The organism is Erythrobacter epiphyticus (assembly GCF_034653295.1).
In the GTDB taxonomy this organism is placed as follows: domain Bacteria; phylum Pseudomonadota; class Alphaproteobacteria; order Sphingomonadales; family Sphingomonadaceae; genus Erythrobacter.
In genome coordinates, this window is the sequence record NZ_JAYEEU010000010.1 from 16,688 (window position 1) to 32,617 (window position 15,930).

The window sequence follows — 15,930 nt, forward strand, 5'->3', positions numbered from 1 at the left end:
ACGGGCGCTTCAAAATTCCGGCATTCCGGGCATAGGGGGCCCCATGGCCACCCAGCCCGCCTCCGGAAAACGGATCAGCACCCTGCTGATGATCCCGATCTGGGCGTTAATGCTGCTCACCGGGGCCAAGAGCTTTCTCGACAATCCGCTGATCGGCTCGCGCTGGCTTAACGAACGCGGCCTGCATACCGCACGGGTGCGCCTCGCGGATTGGCTATGCCAATGGCGACGCAGGCGGTTGGCGCACAAGGTGAGGCCCGAATGGCGCGCGGCGTTTGATCGCGATCGCTTTGTCGTCATCCCGGACATCGTGCCGCCCGAAGCCTTTCCGGCGCTGCGCTCGGCTATTCTCGCTTATGAAGGCCCCGCGCGCAAAATGCAGCAGGGCGATGCCATTACGCGGCGCCTCGCGGTTGATCCCGCGATGCTGCACGCGATCCCAGCGCTGCGGGATTTGCTGGCGCGCGATGATATCGTCGCGCTGTTTCACTATGTCGCGAGCTATCGCACCACGCCGCTCCACTACATCCAGACGATCGTCAGCAAGGTGGCGGGGTATGATCCCGATCCGCAGGAAGCGCTCCATGCCGACAGCTTCCATGCCTCACTCAAATCGTGGCTGTTCCTGAAACCGGTCGCGCTCGAGGATGGCCCCTTCACCTATGTGCCGGGATCGCATCGCTTCACGCGCGAAAGGTTGGCGTGCGAGCGCCAGCGGAGCCTTGCTGATCCCTATGCCATTGATCGCCTGTCAGCGCGCGGCTCACCGCGGATCGAGCCCGAGGAGCTGCCGGCCTTGGGTTTGCCCCCTGCCCTGCCCGTAACCGTCGCCGAAAACACCCTGGTGGTGGCCGACACCGTGGGTTTCCACGCGCGCGGCGCGTCCGAGCGCAGCGGTGAGCGGGTCGAGATCTGGTCCTACGCGCGGCGCAATCCGTTCCTGCCGTGGCTCGGTGGTGACCTGTTTAGCCTGCCCGGCATCGCCGAGCGGCGTGTAGGCGTGGTCTGGGCATTCCGTGACCGGCTGGAACGCTGGATCGGCCAGCCATGGCGGCCGGTTGGGCGCCGCATGCCGGTGGAGAAGACGGACGGCGAGCCTCCTTACTCGCGCGCGTAGCGATCTTCGTACCGGATGATGTCATCCTCGCCGAGATAGCTTCCGGTCTGCACTTCGATCAGCGTGAGCCGAACCTTGCCGGGGTTCTCAAGGCGATGCACCGCGCCGAGCGGAATGTAGACCGACTGGTTCTCGCTCAGCAATTGCACCGTATCATCGATGGTCACCCGTGCAGTGCCTTCGACCACGATCCAGTGTTCGGCCCGGTGGTGATGGCTTTGCAAGCTCAAGGCAGCGCCGGGCAGGACTTCGATACGCTTGACCTGGAAGCGGTCCCCGATGACGAGCGATTCAAACCATCCCCAAGGGCGGCGATCAACGGGGAAGGCTTCAGCCTGTGGTGCACCGCGCTGTTGCAAGGCCACGACCGCGTCCTTGACCTGTTGCACGTCTGCCTTGTTCGCCACCAGAACAGCATCACCGGTTGCGACCACAACGGTGTTCTCAAGGCCGATCCCGACCACCTCGACCCGCGGGCTCTCGGAGCGCAGCAGACTGTTGCGGCAACCCATTCCAAGCGCGTTTGCCGACAGCACATTGCCATCATGATCAGGGCCACTTTCCTGCCAGACGGCATCCCAACTGCCCAAGTCTGACCAGCTTGCCGCATAAGGCATCACCGCAAGGTTGGTGGCCCGCTCCATCACTGCATAATCAATCGAATTCGCTGGCACATTCTGCCATGCGGCTTCGGAAAGCCGCGTGAAGGCAAGATCCTGCGTCATGCCCTGAACAGCCCTCTCAACGGCTTCAAGAATATCGGGCGCGTGGTTTCGGGCTGCCTCGATCAGGCTCGCAGCAGTGAACAGGAAGATCCCGGCATTCCAGAGGTATCTGCCCGACGCGAGCATCGCTGCCGCGCGTTCGGCATCGGGCTTTTCGACAAATCCGGCGAGCGTTTGCGGGACAGTCGCGCTGGCATCGGCATCGGCGGCAAGCTCGAGATAGCCGTAGCCCGTTTCTGGCCGGGTGGGATAAATCCCGAAAGTCACAAGATCGCCGGCCCTCGCCCGCGGGTTCGCTGCCAATACGGCTTCGCGAAACGCATCATCGTCAGGGATCACGTGATCAGAAGGTGCAAGCAGCATCAGCGCATCGGGATCATCTGCGGCAAGCACCAGCGCAGATGCCAGTGCCGCTGGCGCTGTGTTGCGCCCTTCGGGCTCGATGAGGATTGCATGCGGCGTGATTTCGCAGGCTGCCAGTTGTTCCACCACAACAAAGCGGAAATCATGGCCGGTTACGATCGTCGGCGCTGCGAAGGACGGACCCGACAAGCGCTTGGCCGATTGCTGGAACAGGCTATCCGGCCCGATGATCCGCGCGAACTGCTTGGGGTAGCTCTTTCGCGAAAGCGGCCAGAGGCGGGTTCCTGCGCCGCCGCACAGAAGCACCGGATAGATAAGATCAGTCATGGTTACCCCTTGGTCCGCTCGGCTGATCGGATGCAGGCCCGAACGCGGTGACATGCCTGCCATCTATAGGGACCGCAGCAAAGCGGGTGAAGCCCATTTGCGGCACATGGTGATAGCGCAAGAGGCGATTAGCCGGAAACCAGCGATCCGGACCACGCCCTCAGTGCCCGTCAGCCGCGTCGTTAAGCGTCTGCGGGCATCACTTCAGCAGCGGGCGCCACCATGCTTCATTGGCGAGATACCAGCGCAATGTCTGGCGCAGGCCATCATCAAAGCCATGCGCCGGCGCATAGCCGAGTTCAGCACGGGCCTTGGTCTCATCAATGGCATAACGGCGATCATGCCCGGCGCGATCGGTAACGAAGGTCTTGAGGCGGTTGGTGGGCACCCCCTTGGCCGCGGGGGCATCGGGGTAGCGTTCTGCGAGACCTTCGATCTCGACAAATGCACGATCTACTTCGGCGCAGATCGTATCGATCACCGTCATGTTGGGCAGTTCGGCACCGCCCCCAATATTATAGGTTTCGCCCGGCTTGCCATTAAGCAGACAGGCCTCGATCCCGCGGCAGTGATCTTCGACATGCAGCCAATCACGCACATTCATGCCATCGCCATAGATCGGCAGCGGGCGGCCGTGCAGCGCATTGAGCAGAAACAGCGGGATCAGCTTTTCGGGATATTGGTAAGGACCATAATTGTTCGAACAATTGCTGGTTGTCACCTCCAGCCCATAGGTGTGGTGATAGGCGCGCACGAGGTGATCCGAGGCGGCCTTGGACGCCGAATAGGGCGAATTGGGCGCGTAGGGCGTCGTCTCGCTGAACGCCGGATCATTCGGACCCAGCGAGCCGAAGACCTCATCGGTCGAAATGTGGTGGAAGCGGTGCGGCTGCCCGCTGCCATCCAACCACACGCTGCGCGCGGCCTTGAGCAGACTGTTGGTGCCCAGAATATTGGTATCGATGAAAGCATCCGGCCCGCTGATCGATCGGTCAACGTGGCTTTCAGCCGCAAAGTGCACGATGGTGACAATAGCCTGATCACGCAGCAATTTTTCGACCAACGCGGTATCGCGGATATCCCCCACCACAAGCTCGGCATGGGGCGCGCCTTCAAGGGTAGAGCGGTTGCCCGCATAGGTCAGGCAATCGAGCACGATCACCCGATCTTCGGGATGCGTGGCATTCCAATAATGGACAAAATTGCCGCCAATGAACCCGGCACCGCCGGTTACGAGCACGTTAGCCAAGCTGCACTTCCTCTTCGAGCATCAGACGCAGGTTCGTGCGCCAGTGAACGGGTTCATCACCAAGCGCGGCACGCGTCGCGCGGGAATCCAAAAGCGAGAAAGCCGGGCGCCGCGCGGGTGTCGGATAATCCGCCGTGGTCAGCGGCCGGATTACCGGAATACGCGGGATCATGCCAAGCGCGTGCGCTTCCTCGGCTACCGCGACCGCAAAATCATACCAGCTGGCCACGCCTGCGTCCGAATGATGGAACGTGCCCGACGCGTCCTTTGCAACCAACCCCCAGATCGTGCGCGCCAAACCGCTGGCCCATGTCGGCGAGCCAATCTGATCAGCCACCACGCCAAGCTCTTCGCGCTCTTTCATGAGCCGGATCATGGTGCGTACGAAATTGGCCCCGCCAGCCTCGTAAACCCAAGCCGTCCGCACCAGAATATCGCTGTCGCGAACATGATCCTCGCCTGCGGCCTTGGTACGGCCATAGACTGATTGCGGATTGCGTGCGGCATCGGGCGAATAGGGCGAGGCAGCGGTGCCATCGAACACATAGTCGGTCGAAACATGCACCAGCTTACCGCCTGTGGCCGCCATCGCATCGGCCATGACGGCGACCGCATCGGCGTTAATCGCCTGCGCGGTCGCTTCATCACTCTCTGCCTTGTCGACGGCCGTGTAAGCGGCTGCGTTAAGAATGAGATTGGGCGCAGTTCGCCGCAGCACATCGCGCAAGGCTGCCGCATCGGTGAGATCACATTCGGCAACATCAATGGCCGTGATCACGGCCTCGGACGGCGCGCAGCGCTGCAAGGCTCCGCCAAGCTGCCCCTTGGCCCCGGTGATCAGCACCCTCATGGGAACACCGGCACATCAGCAAGCGCAAGACCGCGCGCATCCTTCTCTGAAATCAGCGGTGTGATCCCGTCAAGCGGCCAATCAATGCCGACCGACGGATCATCCCATGCCAGCGTGAACTCCGTCTGGGGAGCATAGGGCGCCGTACACTTGTAAAGGAAATCAGTATCATCCTCGAGCGTGACAAACCCGTGAGCAAAGCCTTCCGGCACCCAGAACATGCGCTGGTTGGCGGCACTCAATTCCACACCGACCCACTGGCCGAAGGTAGGTGAGGAGCCGCGCAAATCGACGGCCACATCGTAAACCGCGCCGCGCGTGACCCGTACCAGTTTACCCTGTGGCCCGGGATTCTGGAAATGCAGCCCGCGCAGCACGCCGCGCTGCGAGCGGCTGTGGTTGTCCTGCACAAAGGTGAGATCCAGCCTGGCCTCGCGGAAAGCAGCGGCGTTCCACGTTTCCATAAAGAAACCGCGCGCATCCCCGAACACGCGGGGTTCGATGATGATCGGTCCCGCGATCGCCGTCTCGATCAGCTCCATGAGCGCACCTGATTATCCAGCAGCCCGAGCAGGTATTCGCCATAGCCCGACTTGCGCAAAGGCTGTGCAATTTCACGCAAGCGCGCCTCGTCGATGAAACCCTGACGCCAGGCAATTTCCTCGGGACATGCAATCTTCAACCCCTGCCGCTCTTCGGTGATGCGGACGTAGGTTGCAGCATCGAGCAGCGAGGCATGCGTTCCGGTGTCGAGCCACGCAAAGCCCCGGCCCATGATTTCCACCGACATGGCCCCTTCATCGAGATAGAGCCGATTGAGATCGGTGATCTCCAACTCTCCGCGGGACGATGGCTTGAGATCGCGGGCACGGTCCACGACTGTATCATCGTAGAAGTACAGCCCGGTCACCGCATAATGCGACTTGGGCTGGGCAGGCTTTTCCTCGATGGAGATCGCCCTACCCGCGTCGTCGAACTCGACTACGCCAAAGGCCTGCGGATCGCTCACGCGGTAGGCAAATACGGTTGCCCCCTCACCGCGCGCGCCTGCTCTGCCCAGCAGAGCGGGCAGGCCATGACCATAGAAGATGTTATCGCCCAGGATCAGCGCGCTGGAATGTCCGCGCACAAAATCCGCACCAATATGGAAAGCTTGCGCCAAGCCTTCGGGCTTGGGCTGGACAGCATAGGTCAACTCGACCCCGAAATCCGCACCATTGCCCAGCACACGCTGGAATTGGGCGGCATCCTCGGGTGTCGTGATGATGAGGATCTCGCGGATACCGGCCAGCATCAGCGTGCTGAGCGGATAGTAGATCATGGGCTTGTCGAAAACGGGCATCAATTGCTTGGAGACGCCGCGTGTCAGAGGGTAAAGCCGCGTTCCTGATCCGCCGGCGAGGATGATGCCTTTGCGTTTTGTAGCCATGCTTGAGCCCTATGGATGCTGATCAAGATTGCAACCCATTTGCAAGGAACCAAGAAGTTTCTCGGCATTAGTTGTAATAGTACCAGCGCGCTCGCTATGCATGACTCCATGACGCCCGATCGCAATCTCATATTGCCACTTAAAAATCTCGACGGCATCAGCAAGTAATTTTGTTAGAACATACGATCATTGCGGTTGCTTTGCAGATCTTTATCGGCCTCACAGCCCGCCGTTGGGGGCGCAGCTGACCTGAGGGTTTGGAGCACAGCGGATCAGCTAGCGGATTGGCTGGGACCGATCTTGGTTACGGCCATGATTGCGTGAGTCACGGCGAATAGACAGAGCGGAAAGGCTCATCACTCATCCGCTGATTGAACATCAAAGCTTGGCGGCGAGGCCCTAGTGTACGAGGAAAGCGACCAGCCGAGACACCAAAGCGATAAGTCGCCTAAACAATCTCAAGCCATCCCCGCTGCTCGCCGCTCTCCTGGCATGCCGGAAGAATTTGGGCTGGTGTTGCGGGAGGCAACGCGCCATAGAGCGCGGCATGAATCTGCTTCGCAAAATGGGTCAGAAACTTGCCCGTAACCCATGGTTTCTGGTTGGGGTCATCCTCCCAGTTTTCCTCAGTTCAATCTACTATTTCGGGATCGCCTCGGAGCAGTATGTCTCAGAGTCACGCTTCGTGATTAAGGCGCCCAATCAGCGCGGCGCCCAGACGACCTCATTCGCGAACCTAATCCAATCGACTGGACTCTCGAGTGGTCAGGAGCAGTCCAACCAAGTGATCGATTTTGTCCGCTCGCGGTCGGCTCTTACCGTCCTTGAGAAAGAGCTCCGGATAAAGCAGGCTTACGGTGACAGCGATGTCGATATGCTGTCTCGTTTCCCGCGCCCTTGGGAGCAGGATGCCTTTGAAGACCTGTTCGATTATTATCGCAGCAAAATCGAGATCAGCAGGGACAATGACACTGGTCTCGTGGTGCTGAGGACAATCGCCTTTTCTCCGCAAGAGGCTGCTTCAATCAACGGCAAACTGCTTGAACAGAGCGAAACGCTCGTCAACGAGCTCAATGAAAGCGCACGGACCAAGGCCATAGCGGAGGCAGAAAGTCGCGTTGTTGAGGCCGAGGCTCGGGTAAAAGCCGCCCTGAAAGCGACATCCGAGTACCGGAACAAGGTCCGATTGGTCGAGCCCCTAAAAGAGGCTACTGGTGTCGTGGAAATCGCCAATCGTCTTATTACGGAGCGCGCAGCGCTGGAAGCGCAGCTATCAACGCTACGCCAGGTCACGCCGGATCACCCCTCAATCCCCGTTCTTAAAGAACAGATCGCCTCGCTCACGCGTGAAATCAACCGCCAGAATGCGCGGCTCGCGGGCGATGGCGGCAACAACATCAGCGGCAAGCTTCCGGATTACGAGGCTTTGGTTCTGGAGCAGGAGCTCGCTTCACAACTGCTGACGATTGCACAATCCTCGCTTGAGCAAGCGCGCACCGAGGCGCTCAAGCAGCAATTCTACCTTGAGCGGGTGGTCGAACCCAATGTGCCGGATTTGCCGGAATACCCCAAGGCGCTGAAGACCGTTCTCACGATCCTCGGCTTTGCGCTGTGCCTCTATTTCATCATCTGGATGTTCGTGGTTGGCATCCTCGAACACGCGCCTGAGGATTAAGCAATGGCATCGCTGGCCAAGGGTTGGGATATTCAAGTTAGGGTTATCAAAGCCCTGATGTTGCGTGAGCTGACGACCCGATTTGGAAGAGAGAATATCGGTTTTTTGTGGGTAATGGCGGAACCGTTGCTGTTTGCATTTCTCGTTGGCCTGCTCTGGACTGCACTAAAGGGACCAGAGGACTTCGGAGTTAATGTAATCGCATTCGCTGTTACTGGATACATCCCCTTAGTTCTATTTAGGAGTTGTGTACAACGAGGTGTAAGCATTTTTACTGCAAACGGAAGTCTAATGTACCATCGCCAAATCAGCGTTTTGGATTTGGCCCTTGTGCGCTTTTTCATTGAATTAATTGGTCACATGATGGCCTATTTATTTGCAGGTATTTTACTTTATTCAATTGGCGCCTTTCCCTATCCATATGATCTGGGATTATTTCTAATTGGATGGATATATTATTCTGCGTTTACTTTCGGAATTATATTGATCGTTGCCCCACTTAGCGAAACAAGCGAAGTTGTCGAGAAGTTTATACCGGTCATAACATACATAACCATCCCATTTTCAGGCGCATTCTATTTTGTGGGCTCCCTTTATCCTTCGGCTGCGCAAATAGTACTTTGGTCACCACTTGTTCATGGAATGGAAATGATGCGGTTTGGCATTTTCGGGCCATCAATAAACGCAAAATATGAATTTTTATATCCGATAAATGTATCATTATATCTAATATTATTTGGCCTTTTCTTTTGTAGAATTATTAGAAAGAGGCTAGTCATCGAATGATAGAATGTCGCAATCTCTCTAAAAGTTATAGGGTTGGTCACGCGCGCCGCACCGTCCTCAATGGCATCAACTTCTCCATTCACCCCGGAGAGCGCGTTGCGCTCTTAGGCAGGAACGGCGCGGGAAAATCAACTTTGATAAAACAAATTGGTGGAGTTGAATTGCCAGATAGCGGCCAAATTATTCGCAAAATGACCAACTCTTGGCCACTTGGTTTTAATGGAGGATTCCAAGGAAGTCTGACTGGTTACGACAACGCTAGATTTATCTCACGAATTTACGGATCCTCATACCGAGAAATCAAGGATTTTGTTGAAGATTTCACTGAACTCGGCCAAGCGCTTTCGATGCCAGTAAAGACCTATTCATCAGGTATGCGTTTTCGATTAGCCTTTGCACTTTCGCTTGCAATCGAATTTGACTGCTATTTGATTGATGAAGTCATTTTGGTTGGAGATCAGGCATTTCAGCAAAAGTGCGCTGACGAGCTATTCACAAAGCGATCTGATAGGGCCTTGATCGTCGCTAGTCATGATATGACCACTATCGGAAATTTGTGCGAACGCGGCTTTGTATTGCATAACGGGCGTTTGACAGCATACTCTGACATAAAAGATGCGATAGAAGCCTATCATAATTTATAGGATTTTATTAAGAAAAGGTTTTGATTGAAATGTTATTTGAGCTGTACTGATGGAGGATGATTTGAGCATCAAGCCTATGATACCTTCCGTCGCCGGAGATAGTGATCACGAATTCGCTGTAGCGGTTGTGACTCGCACAAAAGATCGTGGAATCTTCTTACGCCGCGCCGCTTCAAGTGTTGCCTCACAAAGCTTTGATGACTTCTGCTGGGTAGTTGTCAATGATGGTGGCAATGCCGATGAGGTAGAAGCAATTGTTCGAGATACAAAACTTCCAGACCACCGAATTCGGATAGTACATAACGAGACATCTCTCGGAATGGAAGCGGCGTCGAACATCGGAATACGACAGGTGCATTCAGAGTTCGTTACAATCCACGATGATGACGACAGCTGGGACCCCACCTTTCTATCAAAAACCATCGCATTTCTCAGATGCCAGCGCGGCAACAAATACCATGGTGTGATAACGCATTCGACCTACGTGTCCGAGGTGGTGCGAGGAAACGCCATCGTATGTCTATCCGAAAAACCTTATCAGAACCGCATTGAAAACATAGACCTCGAAGCCTTAATTGACCGGAACCTTTTCCCGCCAATTTCGTTTGTATTTCGTCGCTCAATTTGGCAATCAATCGGAGGTTTTGATGAAAGCTTGCCCGTTCTTGGTGACTGGCTTTTCAACCTCGAATTTTTGCTTTCCGGTGACATTGGTGTCATTAAGGAAGCATTAGCGTACTACCATCATAGGGATACTAATGAAGACCTAGAGAAGGCGTACCGCAACACCGTTGTGGATCAGGTCGCATTGCATCGGCAGCACACAACGCTGGTCCGCAACCGATTCCTTCGGAAGAATCTCAACCTCTCGGTAGTATCCCTTCGCGTAGCGCTGCAAGCGAATTTGGCTGAAGCGCCACTTGCTCAGGAGGCATCTAGGCGCATCAATGTTGCTCCACCTTCGTATGCGCAACTACGCCAACCTGATACCGATCTGACCTGGAGCATAGCGAGCGTAAACGCTGTATTAGCTGAGCGGCGCTTTTCACTTTTGGCAAAATACCGCAAGCTTTCACCTCTCCCACCAAATGCTCCGTGGAGCCTGGTATTACCGATGGTGCGGAAGCTTGACTGTGATATCCCCTGTCCACCAAGTTTTGACGAAGCGGGCTACCTCCGTGCCAATCCGGATGTGGCAGCTGAAGTTGAGGCAAAGAGGCAAAAGTCCGGCTACGTCCACTACCTTATGCATGGTCGGCACGAAGGGCGTGCCCGCTCAGGTCAATTAGTCGACCAGCAACATCAGGTAGAAGCGCTACAATCGGAAAGTCAGCAGCCGAGCTCCGTTCAACCGTTGTTCAACAGTTTGCAGATGACCAGGCTTTGTCACACAGCGGCCGGCTTCGAAAAGGTTTTGCATATCGCTCATCATGAGTGGCATGGAATAAGACAAGCTACTGCTTATAACCCTGGTCACAAGCTGCTCATATCTGCTCATGAAACCTTGTCTGAAAACGAAAAGAAGGCCATTGCAAATCAGATAGCCCAGCTGAGTATTCAGCGAGTGTGCTTTCAAGGCTACTCTGATAACGCAGACTTGCTTTTACTTTATCTTCGTGCAGTGCTTGGCCCTGGTGTAAAATTTTTTGTTGTCAGCCATGTCACTACTGCGCAGTTCGACAATCACTTTGAAATGGTCGTCATAGCGCGTTTGTTAAACCGGCTACGATTTGGAGTGCTAGACGGCATCGGATCGGTCAAGCCAAAGTTTGCACAATCGGTCGAAGGCTTTTGGCCAAAGACCGTTATCAATTACGCCCCCAATTTGCCATTGGTGCGGGGTCAGCGCAGCAGCAAGGTTGAAATTTATGCCCCTCTTGATGTCGGCTGGCGCAAGAACCTATTTACGAACATCATTGCTGGATCGATCGCGTCGAACGTAGACGTGGTGAAGACTGCAAACTTTCCCAATGGGCTCGAATCTGTACATGATCTGAGTAAGCTGCGCCTTGTTGGCTATCTCCGAGGACGGGACCTTTACGATGAGATGGCGCGGAGCTCACTCACTCTTATAGCCACTCTCGCGGAGTGCCAGCCAATGACACAACTTGAGAGCTTCGCGGTGGGAACTCCAGCCATCACGGGTCCTTTAGAGGTAGAGGAATTCTTCAAAGATCCACTAGTGCAGCTTTGCACGACCAGCCGGCTCGACAACCCCGGCCTCCTCGCACGCGATATTGAAAAAGTTATTGATGCGTTGAAGTCAGATGAGAGCGCGATGTATGACATGATCACCGACCATTTATCACGGCGTCACACGGCCGCCTCGCAGAACTACGCAGAATTCCTGGAGCTGTAAGTCGTGACCAATAGCACGGGTAGATCAATATGCTTTGTAACTAACGAATTGTATCCGCTTGGCCCGGGAGGTATCGGACGGATGCTTTACAACTTTGCTAGATACAATGCGGAATTGGGGCTCCCTGCGGATATACATTTTCTGGTTCCCGCCACTCTAGTTGAGACAAACCCAGAAGCTAATGCTCGCTTAGAAGCGGAGCTAGGAGATATTTCCACAATCCACGTTTGCCCTGATTTGAATAATGACCCCACCCAAATAAGCCAACTGCTTACGCGCGCGCTTCATCACCCATGGACGAGCGAGTGGCTATTTGCTCAATCTTACACCTACCTGTTAGGTCTTTTGGCAGCACAGGAGCGCTTCGGGACGACATTCGACATTATCGAGTTCCCCGACTTTGGCGGATGGGCGCAGGCAACCATTGAGGCAAAACGCGCAGGCCTTGCCTTCCAGAACACCCTCATTAGTGCGCGCATTCATTCGACCCAAGGTATGCTTTACGGAGTCGAACGGTATGTAAACGAACCGGGGCACTGGGCGGGTGTCATGTTTGATGCCGAGAGGCATCTGCTTTCCCACGCTGATATAATCGTTGGTCATGATCCAGAAATAATTGATCATACTGCACGCTTCTACGGGTTAGAAGGTCGATGGGAGGGTAGGACGCACCTTGAATTTCCTCCTGTTTATTTAGATATTTCGCCCGGAATATGTAAAAGGGCGGATCAGGTTTCAATCGAAATTGACACGAGCGCCTGTGAAGATTTCCTCTTTGGCTCACGCTTGCAACCAGTTAAGCGCCCGGACTTATTTATTCGAGCAGCTATTTTAATAATTGAAAGAAACCGCGGCTGGAAGGGCACATGCCGACTGGTCTGCAACGGGTGGGATCGGTCGTATATCGAGGGCCTTAAAGCGCTGGTTCCTGAGCGAATGCGCGAACAGATTCAATTCTTGGAACAAGCCAAACAATCTGAACGCTTAGATCATATAAATAATTCGATTGTAATTGTACCGTCGGAATATGAGAGCCTTTGTTTATTTGCCTTCGAAGCGGCGCTAGGTGGCCGAAAGGTTATTCTAAATGCCACTTGCCCGGCGTTTGGCAATGGATACCGTTGGCACGACGGCGAAAATTGCCTCCTGTTTGATGGAACAGTCGGGTCATTGGCTGACACGATGGAGCAAGCAGTTGACTGGAAGCCGACCTCGATGGTCAATGCTGCTCCCGATCAACCCTATTGGCTGAATGATTTACAAACCCTGCCTAGGCCCGAACAGACCAATGAAGGTTTAGCCGGGCCTACGATGATCTTCTGCTATGGTGCACAGTCCTCGCCGGAGTTCCGCCGTCAATTTGATGTGGTTTCACTGGTTGTCCAGAAGCTTCGAATTTTGGGCGAGAAGTTTGAAGTCGTGTTCCAATTGCCTGCTGGCGCCTTCGATCAAGATGCTTTGGAATGCACTCAAGTCATTGAACAAGGTTGGGCGCTAGCATTTAGTTCTGGTCTGCGCGAATGTCCCGAAATGTTTGGCAGGCGCCTCGCCGCCCTGAATGCGCAGTCGGTCGTACTTCTTCCGTTTGGCTATGACGTTTCACCCGACTTCGTGATTGCAGCAGTCAAGGCCAAGCGAGAAACGCCCACCCTGATGGCGATCACAGGTCATATTGAGGTGCTTGATGGGGCGACAGGACGTAGTGACTACATGAGGGTTTACTCGGGCGAAGCACCTTCCACTGCCCTTCTTTCCAGCCGCATCTTGCCGCCACTATGCTTGCTAGATACCGACGTGCTCAAGCGTATTCCGTTCGACTCATGGGCTGGTGAGTGCTGGTTCGAGGTATTTGCCAGGACGCTTGCTTTGCGCGGAGAGCCGATGTTGGTCATGCCAATTCTTGCGGCCGGCCTAGACGGCTTGATGCGGCAGCGCCAGGAAACGAGCAAGCGAGTCACTGCTGGTATCCTTGACCAATTGGGAATTGGCTCTGGCTGGCAATCTAGACTGCTAAGCGTAGATCCAGTTCAAGTGCCGTCCGACGCGGCGGGCCGCCCTCACCGATTCAGCGAAAATCAAATGAGACAGATTTTCCGGATCAACCCCACCGGCCCAGTTCGGACCTGGAATCCTGTTGGATGGGATAGCGAAGAGCAGGGGGTTTTGGTCCATCCGCTGAACGGAGAAGTCACGATTGGAGAGTTGGGCGGAGGCTACCGCCGCATTAGCAAACTGACGGCGAAAGCCCGCAATGCGCGGATGGAGAATAAGGGAGCGGAAGTTGCAATTGCACTCGCTCGCTCACACATCGACGTCGGCGACATCTTGGCCGCAGCATCGGGCACATATGTAAGCGACGCAATCGCAATCTCCGCATGGACCCCAATCGAGCCGGGTGGATCGGTTGATATGGGAATAATGTGCTATGCAGTAAGCAAGGGAAATGACAAGATCTTGCTATTGTCTCGACCCAAGGCCAACGGTCCGGAAGATAACACAGTGGTGATTTTTTCGGACATCGAATTGCATTTCAATGAATTGGCCATAGGCTAGCAACCAAACCGGTGATTTAGAGCACGCTTGCCGACCCTTATCAAAGCGTCTGGGGAACCTGAGAGATATGACGGAAACACCTCAATACTCGCCCCAGTTTATGAAGCCTGATGCGCTTATAGAGACCATGACGCCCTTTGATCGTTCCGCTGGCGCCCCCTTCGCACCGCTTCCCCGGTCATTCTTCATTGTGGACCCTAGGCTCGCTAAAGTTCAGGAACTAGCCACCCCCGAAGAAATAAGAGACACAACTGAAAGCCGCGCCAAATTCAGGGTGGGCGACTACGGCGATCCGTATCTATCTGACGTCCTGCGTGCATTTAGGCTGCTAAGAGGGAAAAGGCACTATCTCGAGATCGGCATCTTTGATCGCGGCAACCTTGCCTATTTGTCATCTCTACTCGCAGATGATGCAATTATCATTGGTATCGATATTGAAGATGATCCTGACCGTGACGAGTTGTTGCGACAATCCCTCAAGTCAGGACAAACGTACCATCCGGTAATCGCATCGAGCAGATCGAGTGAAGCAGTAGAGGCAGTGCGTAACATCTTGGCGGGAAGGCGTCTTGATGCTGTGTTTATCGACGGAGATCACACAGCATATGGCGCACTGAGCGACTATGCACTGTACGAGGAATTCGTTTGTGATGATGGCGCCTTTCTCTTTCACGACAGTGTCTGGGAAGGTGATAAGCTGCACAAAGGCGTGTGCGACGCGCCGGACGAGATCAGTCGGGTAGAACCGGTATATCTTGTCGACGGAAGCAATCCGGTTCGTCGGTTCTGCCGCCCAGCTTGGCATGATAGCCTTTGGGGTGTTGTGGGTGTAATATTTGCGTCTGATCAAAATTGGCGAAGATATAAATAATATCAAATAAATTTTTAGTTATATTTGGAAATATATGGGGTCAATATTATGGATTATTTTGATTTATTATCAAATAATGAAAAATCAAAAGATTCAACGAGATTTTCGAAATTAGATCTTCATGATGTTTCTTTTTCGATGACTCGTCATAAATATCGAGGGTTTGTTAATTGCATAGCATGCGACGGTGATCAGTCTTTTGTAATGTTTACAAACTCTGATGACGTCGTTGCAAGTCATTATCTATTCTCTGGCCCAGCAAGTTTTGAATCGGGGTCATTGAAACTTTGGTCTTTCCTTTCCAAAAGATCGACGTGGATTTATGATGTCGGAGCGTTTACCGGGGTCTTTGCCCTGACAGCAGCCGCAAATAATCCGAACTGCTTTGTAATGGCGTTCGAGCCTTCATTTGTAACTTATAGTCGACTACTAGTGAACATCTCTGCCAACGAGTTTGACGCACGAATAGCCCCCGTAAGGTTCGGGATTGCAGATCGCGAAGGACATCTAGAACTACGTCACCCAGCCGGCGTTTATGCACTTGGAAGCGGAGAGAGTTTTTCAGACAGGCAGATTGAAAACCCATGGTTTACGGAATCTGTGCCTGTAGTAAGTCTTGACTATTTGCTCTCTAATCAAGGAAGCATGAAAAAACAACTCATTATTGCTCAGGATTTTCTTGGTGCTGACTTGCTCAAAATCGATGTCGAAGGTTTTGAAGACAACGTGATTCGTGGCATGCAAAAGACAATTTCTGATTTCAAGCCGATAGCTATCGTCGAAATATTAGACGAATATAGAGTTGGAGAAATTCGGGAAATTTTTGGTGATGATTATGCAGTTTTTATTATTGACGAAGCAACAGGAAAATTGAAGAATTCTGGCGGGGATGCAAACAAGCTTTTTATTCAAAAAGACAAGTTGCATATTCTTTCTGATTACGCCCCCGGATTTCTGTGATTTTCCATGATGACTGGGTGCC

14 protein-coding genes are annotated in these 15,930 nt (G+C 54.0%); 9 read left to right on the top strand and 5 right to left on the bottom strand.

The features are described from left to right. The first annotated feature begins 43 nt into the window (after positions 1 to 43). Positions 44 to 1,117, top strand: coding sequence for a phytanoyl-CoA dioxygenase family protein (locus tag SOQ14_RS13290; protein WP_322898607.1), 1,074 nt, complete (start codon positions 44 to 46; stop codon positions 1,115 to 1,117). Here SOQ14_RS13290 and SOQ14_RS13295 read toward each other — a convergent pair. From SOQ14_RS13295 to rfbA, 5 genes are all read right to left on the bottom strand, one after another. Further along, positions 1,102 to 2,532 (bottom strand): mannose-1-phosphate guanylyltransferase/mannose-6-phosphate isomerase, encoded by a 1,431-nt coding sequence (locus SOQ14_RS13295; protein ID WP_322898608.1) that lies wholly within the window; start codon positions 2,530 to 2,532, stop codon positions 1,102 to 1,104. The genes SOQ14_RS13290 and SOQ14_RS13295 overlap by 16 nt on opposite strands. 199 nt (positions 2,533 to 2,731) lie before the next feature. Further along, complete coding sequence (gene rfbB, locus SOQ14_RS13300; protein WP_322898609.1) at positions 2,732 to 3,781, bottom strand: dTDP-glucose 4,6-dehydratase; 1,050 nt, start codon at positions 3,779 to 3,781, stop codon at positions 2,732 to 2,734. Continuing rightward, on the bottom strand, positions 3,774 to 4,631 hold the full coding sequence (rfbD, locus tag SOQ14_RS13305) for a dTDP-4-dehydrorhamnose reductase (RefSeq protein WP_322898610.1): 858 nt from the start codon (positions 4,629 to 4,631) through the stop codon (positions 3,774 to 3,776). Before rfbD ends, rfbB begins: the two co-directional genes overlap by 8 nt. Then, complete coding sequence (rfbC, locus tag SOQ14_RS13310; protein ID WP_322898611.1) at positions 4,628 to 5,173, bottom strand: dTDP-4-dehydrorhamnose 3,5-epimerase; 546 nt, start codon at positions 5,171 to 5,173, stop codon at positions 4,628 to 4,630. Before rfbC ends, rfbD begins: the two co-directional genes overlap by 4 nt. Beyond that, a complete protein-coding gene (rfbA, locus tag SOQ14_RS13315) occupies positions 5,164 to 6,060 on the bottom strand; it encodes a glucose-1-phosphate thymidylyltransferase RfbA (protein WP_322898612.1) in 897 nt (298 codons plus the stop codon). Before rfbA ends, rfbC begins: the two co-directional genes overlap by 10 nt. Positions 6,061 to 6,075: 15 nt before the next feature. Here rfbA and SOQ14_RS13320 point away from each other — a divergent pair, with 15 nt between their 5' ends. From SOQ14_RS13320 to SOQ14_RS13355, 8 genes are all read left to right on the top strand, one after another. Further along, positions 6,076 to 6,228: a hypothetical protein gene (locus SOQ14_RS13320; protein WP_322898613.1), complete on the top strand. Its 153-nt coding sequence runs from the start codon at positions 6,076 to 6,078 to the stop codon at positions 6,226 to 6,228. A gap of 379 nt (positions 6,229 to 6,607) precedes the next feature. Further along, on the top strand, positions 6,608 to 7,735 hold the full coding sequence (locus SOQ14_RS13325) for a KpsE/RkpR family capsule polysaccharide export protein (protein ID WP_322898614.1): 1,128 nt from the start codon (positions 6,608 to 6,610) through the stop codon (positions 7,733 to 7,735). Between the two features lie 3 nt (positions 7,736 to 7,738). After that, positions 7,739 to 8,521 carry an ABC transporter permease gene (locus tag SOQ14_RS13330; protein WP_322898615.1) on the top strand — a complete coding sequence of 261 codons (783 nt, stop codon included), beginning with the start codon at positions 7,739 to 7,741 and terminating at the stop codon, positions 8,519 to 8,521. Next, complete coding sequence (locus SOQ14_RS13335; RefSeq protein ID WP_322898616.1) at positions 8,518 to 9,165, top strand: ABC transporter ATP-binding protein; 648 nt, start codon at positions 8,518 to 8,520, stop codon at positions 9,163 to 9,165. The genes SOQ14_RS13330 and SOQ14_RS13335 overlap by 4 nt, the downstream gene beginning before the upstream one ends. A gap of 49 nt (positions 9,166 to 9,214) precedes the next feature. Beyond that, positions 9,215 to 11,524 (top strand): glycosyltransferase family 2 protein, encoded by a 2,310-nt coding sequence (locus SOQ14_RS13340; RefSeq protein ID WP_322898617.1) that lies wholly within the window; start codon positions 9,215 to 9,217, stop codon positions 11,522 to 11,524. A gap of 81 nt (positions 11,525 to 11,605) precedes the next feature. After that, the gene (locus tag SOQ14_RS13345; RefSeq protein WP_322898618.1) at positions 11,606 to 14,077 is read left to right on the top strand and encodes a hypothetical protein; all 2,472 of its coding nucleotides are present in this window, start codon (positions 11,606 to 11,608) and stop codon (positions 14,075 to 14,077) included. Positions 14,078 to 14,144: 67 nt separating this feature from the next. Beyond that, the gene (locus SOQ14_RS13350; RefSeq protein ID WP_322898619.1) at positions 14,145 to 14,948 is read left to right on the top strand and encodes a class I SAM-dependent methyltransferase; all 804 of its coding nucleotides are present in this window, start codon (positions 14,145 to 14,147) and stop codon (positions 14,946 to 14,948) included. A 48-nt stretch (positions 14,949 to 14,996) separates the two neighbouring features. Further along, positions 14,997 to 15,908 (top strand): FkbM family methyltransferase, encoded by a 912-nt coding sequence (locus tag SOQ14_RS13355; protein ID WP_322898620.1) that lies wholly within the window; start codon positions 14,997 to 14,999, stop codon positions 15,906 to 15,908. Positions 15,909 to 15,930 lie beyond the last annotated feature (22 nt).

Excerpts from the sequence above, each read along its gene's own strand:
- SOQ14_RS13290 (WP_322898607.1), top strand. The coding sequence starts at position 44 with ATGGCCACCCAGCCCGCCTCCGGAAAACGGATCAGCACCCTGCTGATG.
- SOQ14_RS13295 (WP_322898608.1), bottom strand. The coding sequence starts at position 2,532 with ATGACTGATCTTATCTATCCGGTGCTTCTGTGCGGCGGCGCAGGAACC.
- rfbD (WP_322898610.1), bottom strand. The coding sequence starts at position 4,631 with ATGAGGGTGCTGATCACCGGGGCCAAGGGGCAGCTTGGCGGAGCCTTG.
- rfbC (WP_322898611.1), bottom strand. The coding sequence starts at position 5,173 with ATGGAGCTGATCGAGACGGCGATCGCGGGACCGATCATCATCGAACCC.
- rfbA (WP_322898612.1), bottom strand. The coding sequence starts at position 6,060 with ATGGCTACAAAACGCAAAGGCATCATCCTCGCCGGCGGATCAGGAACG.
- SOQ14_RS13320 (WP_322898613.1), top strand. The coding sequence starts at position 6,076 with ATGCTGATCAAGATTGCAACCCATTTGCAAGGAACCAAGAAGTTTCTC.
- SOQ14_RS13325 (WP_322898614.1), top strand. The coding sequence starts at position 6,608 with ATGAATCTGCTTCGCAAAATGGGTCAGAAACTTGCCCGTAACCCATGG.
- SOQ14_RS13330 (WP_322898615.1), top strand. The coding sequence starts at position 7,739 with ATGGCATCGCTGGCCAAGGGTTGGGATATTCAAGTTAGGGTTATCAAA.
- SOQ14_RS13335 (WP_322898616.1), top strand. The coding sequence starts at position 8,518 with ATGATAGAATGTCGCAATCTCTCTAAAAGTTATAGGGTTGGTCACGCG.
- SOQ14_RS13340 (WP_322898617.1), top strand. The coding sequence starts at position 9,215 with ATGGAGGATGATTTGAGCATCAAGCCTATGATACCTTCCGTCGCCGGA.
- SOQ14_RS13345 (WP_322898618.1), top strand. The coding sequence starts at position 11,606 with ATGCTTTACAACTTTGCTAGATACAATGCGGAATTGGGGCTCCCTGCG.
- SOQ14_RS13350 (WP_322898619.1), top strand. The coding sequence starts at position 14,145 with ATGACGGAAACACCTCAATACTCGCCCCAGTTTATGAAGCCTGATGCG.
- SOQ14_RS13355 (WP_322898620.1), top strand. The coding sequence starts at position 14,997 with ATGGATTATTTTGATTTATTATCAAATAATGAAAAATCAAAAGATTCA.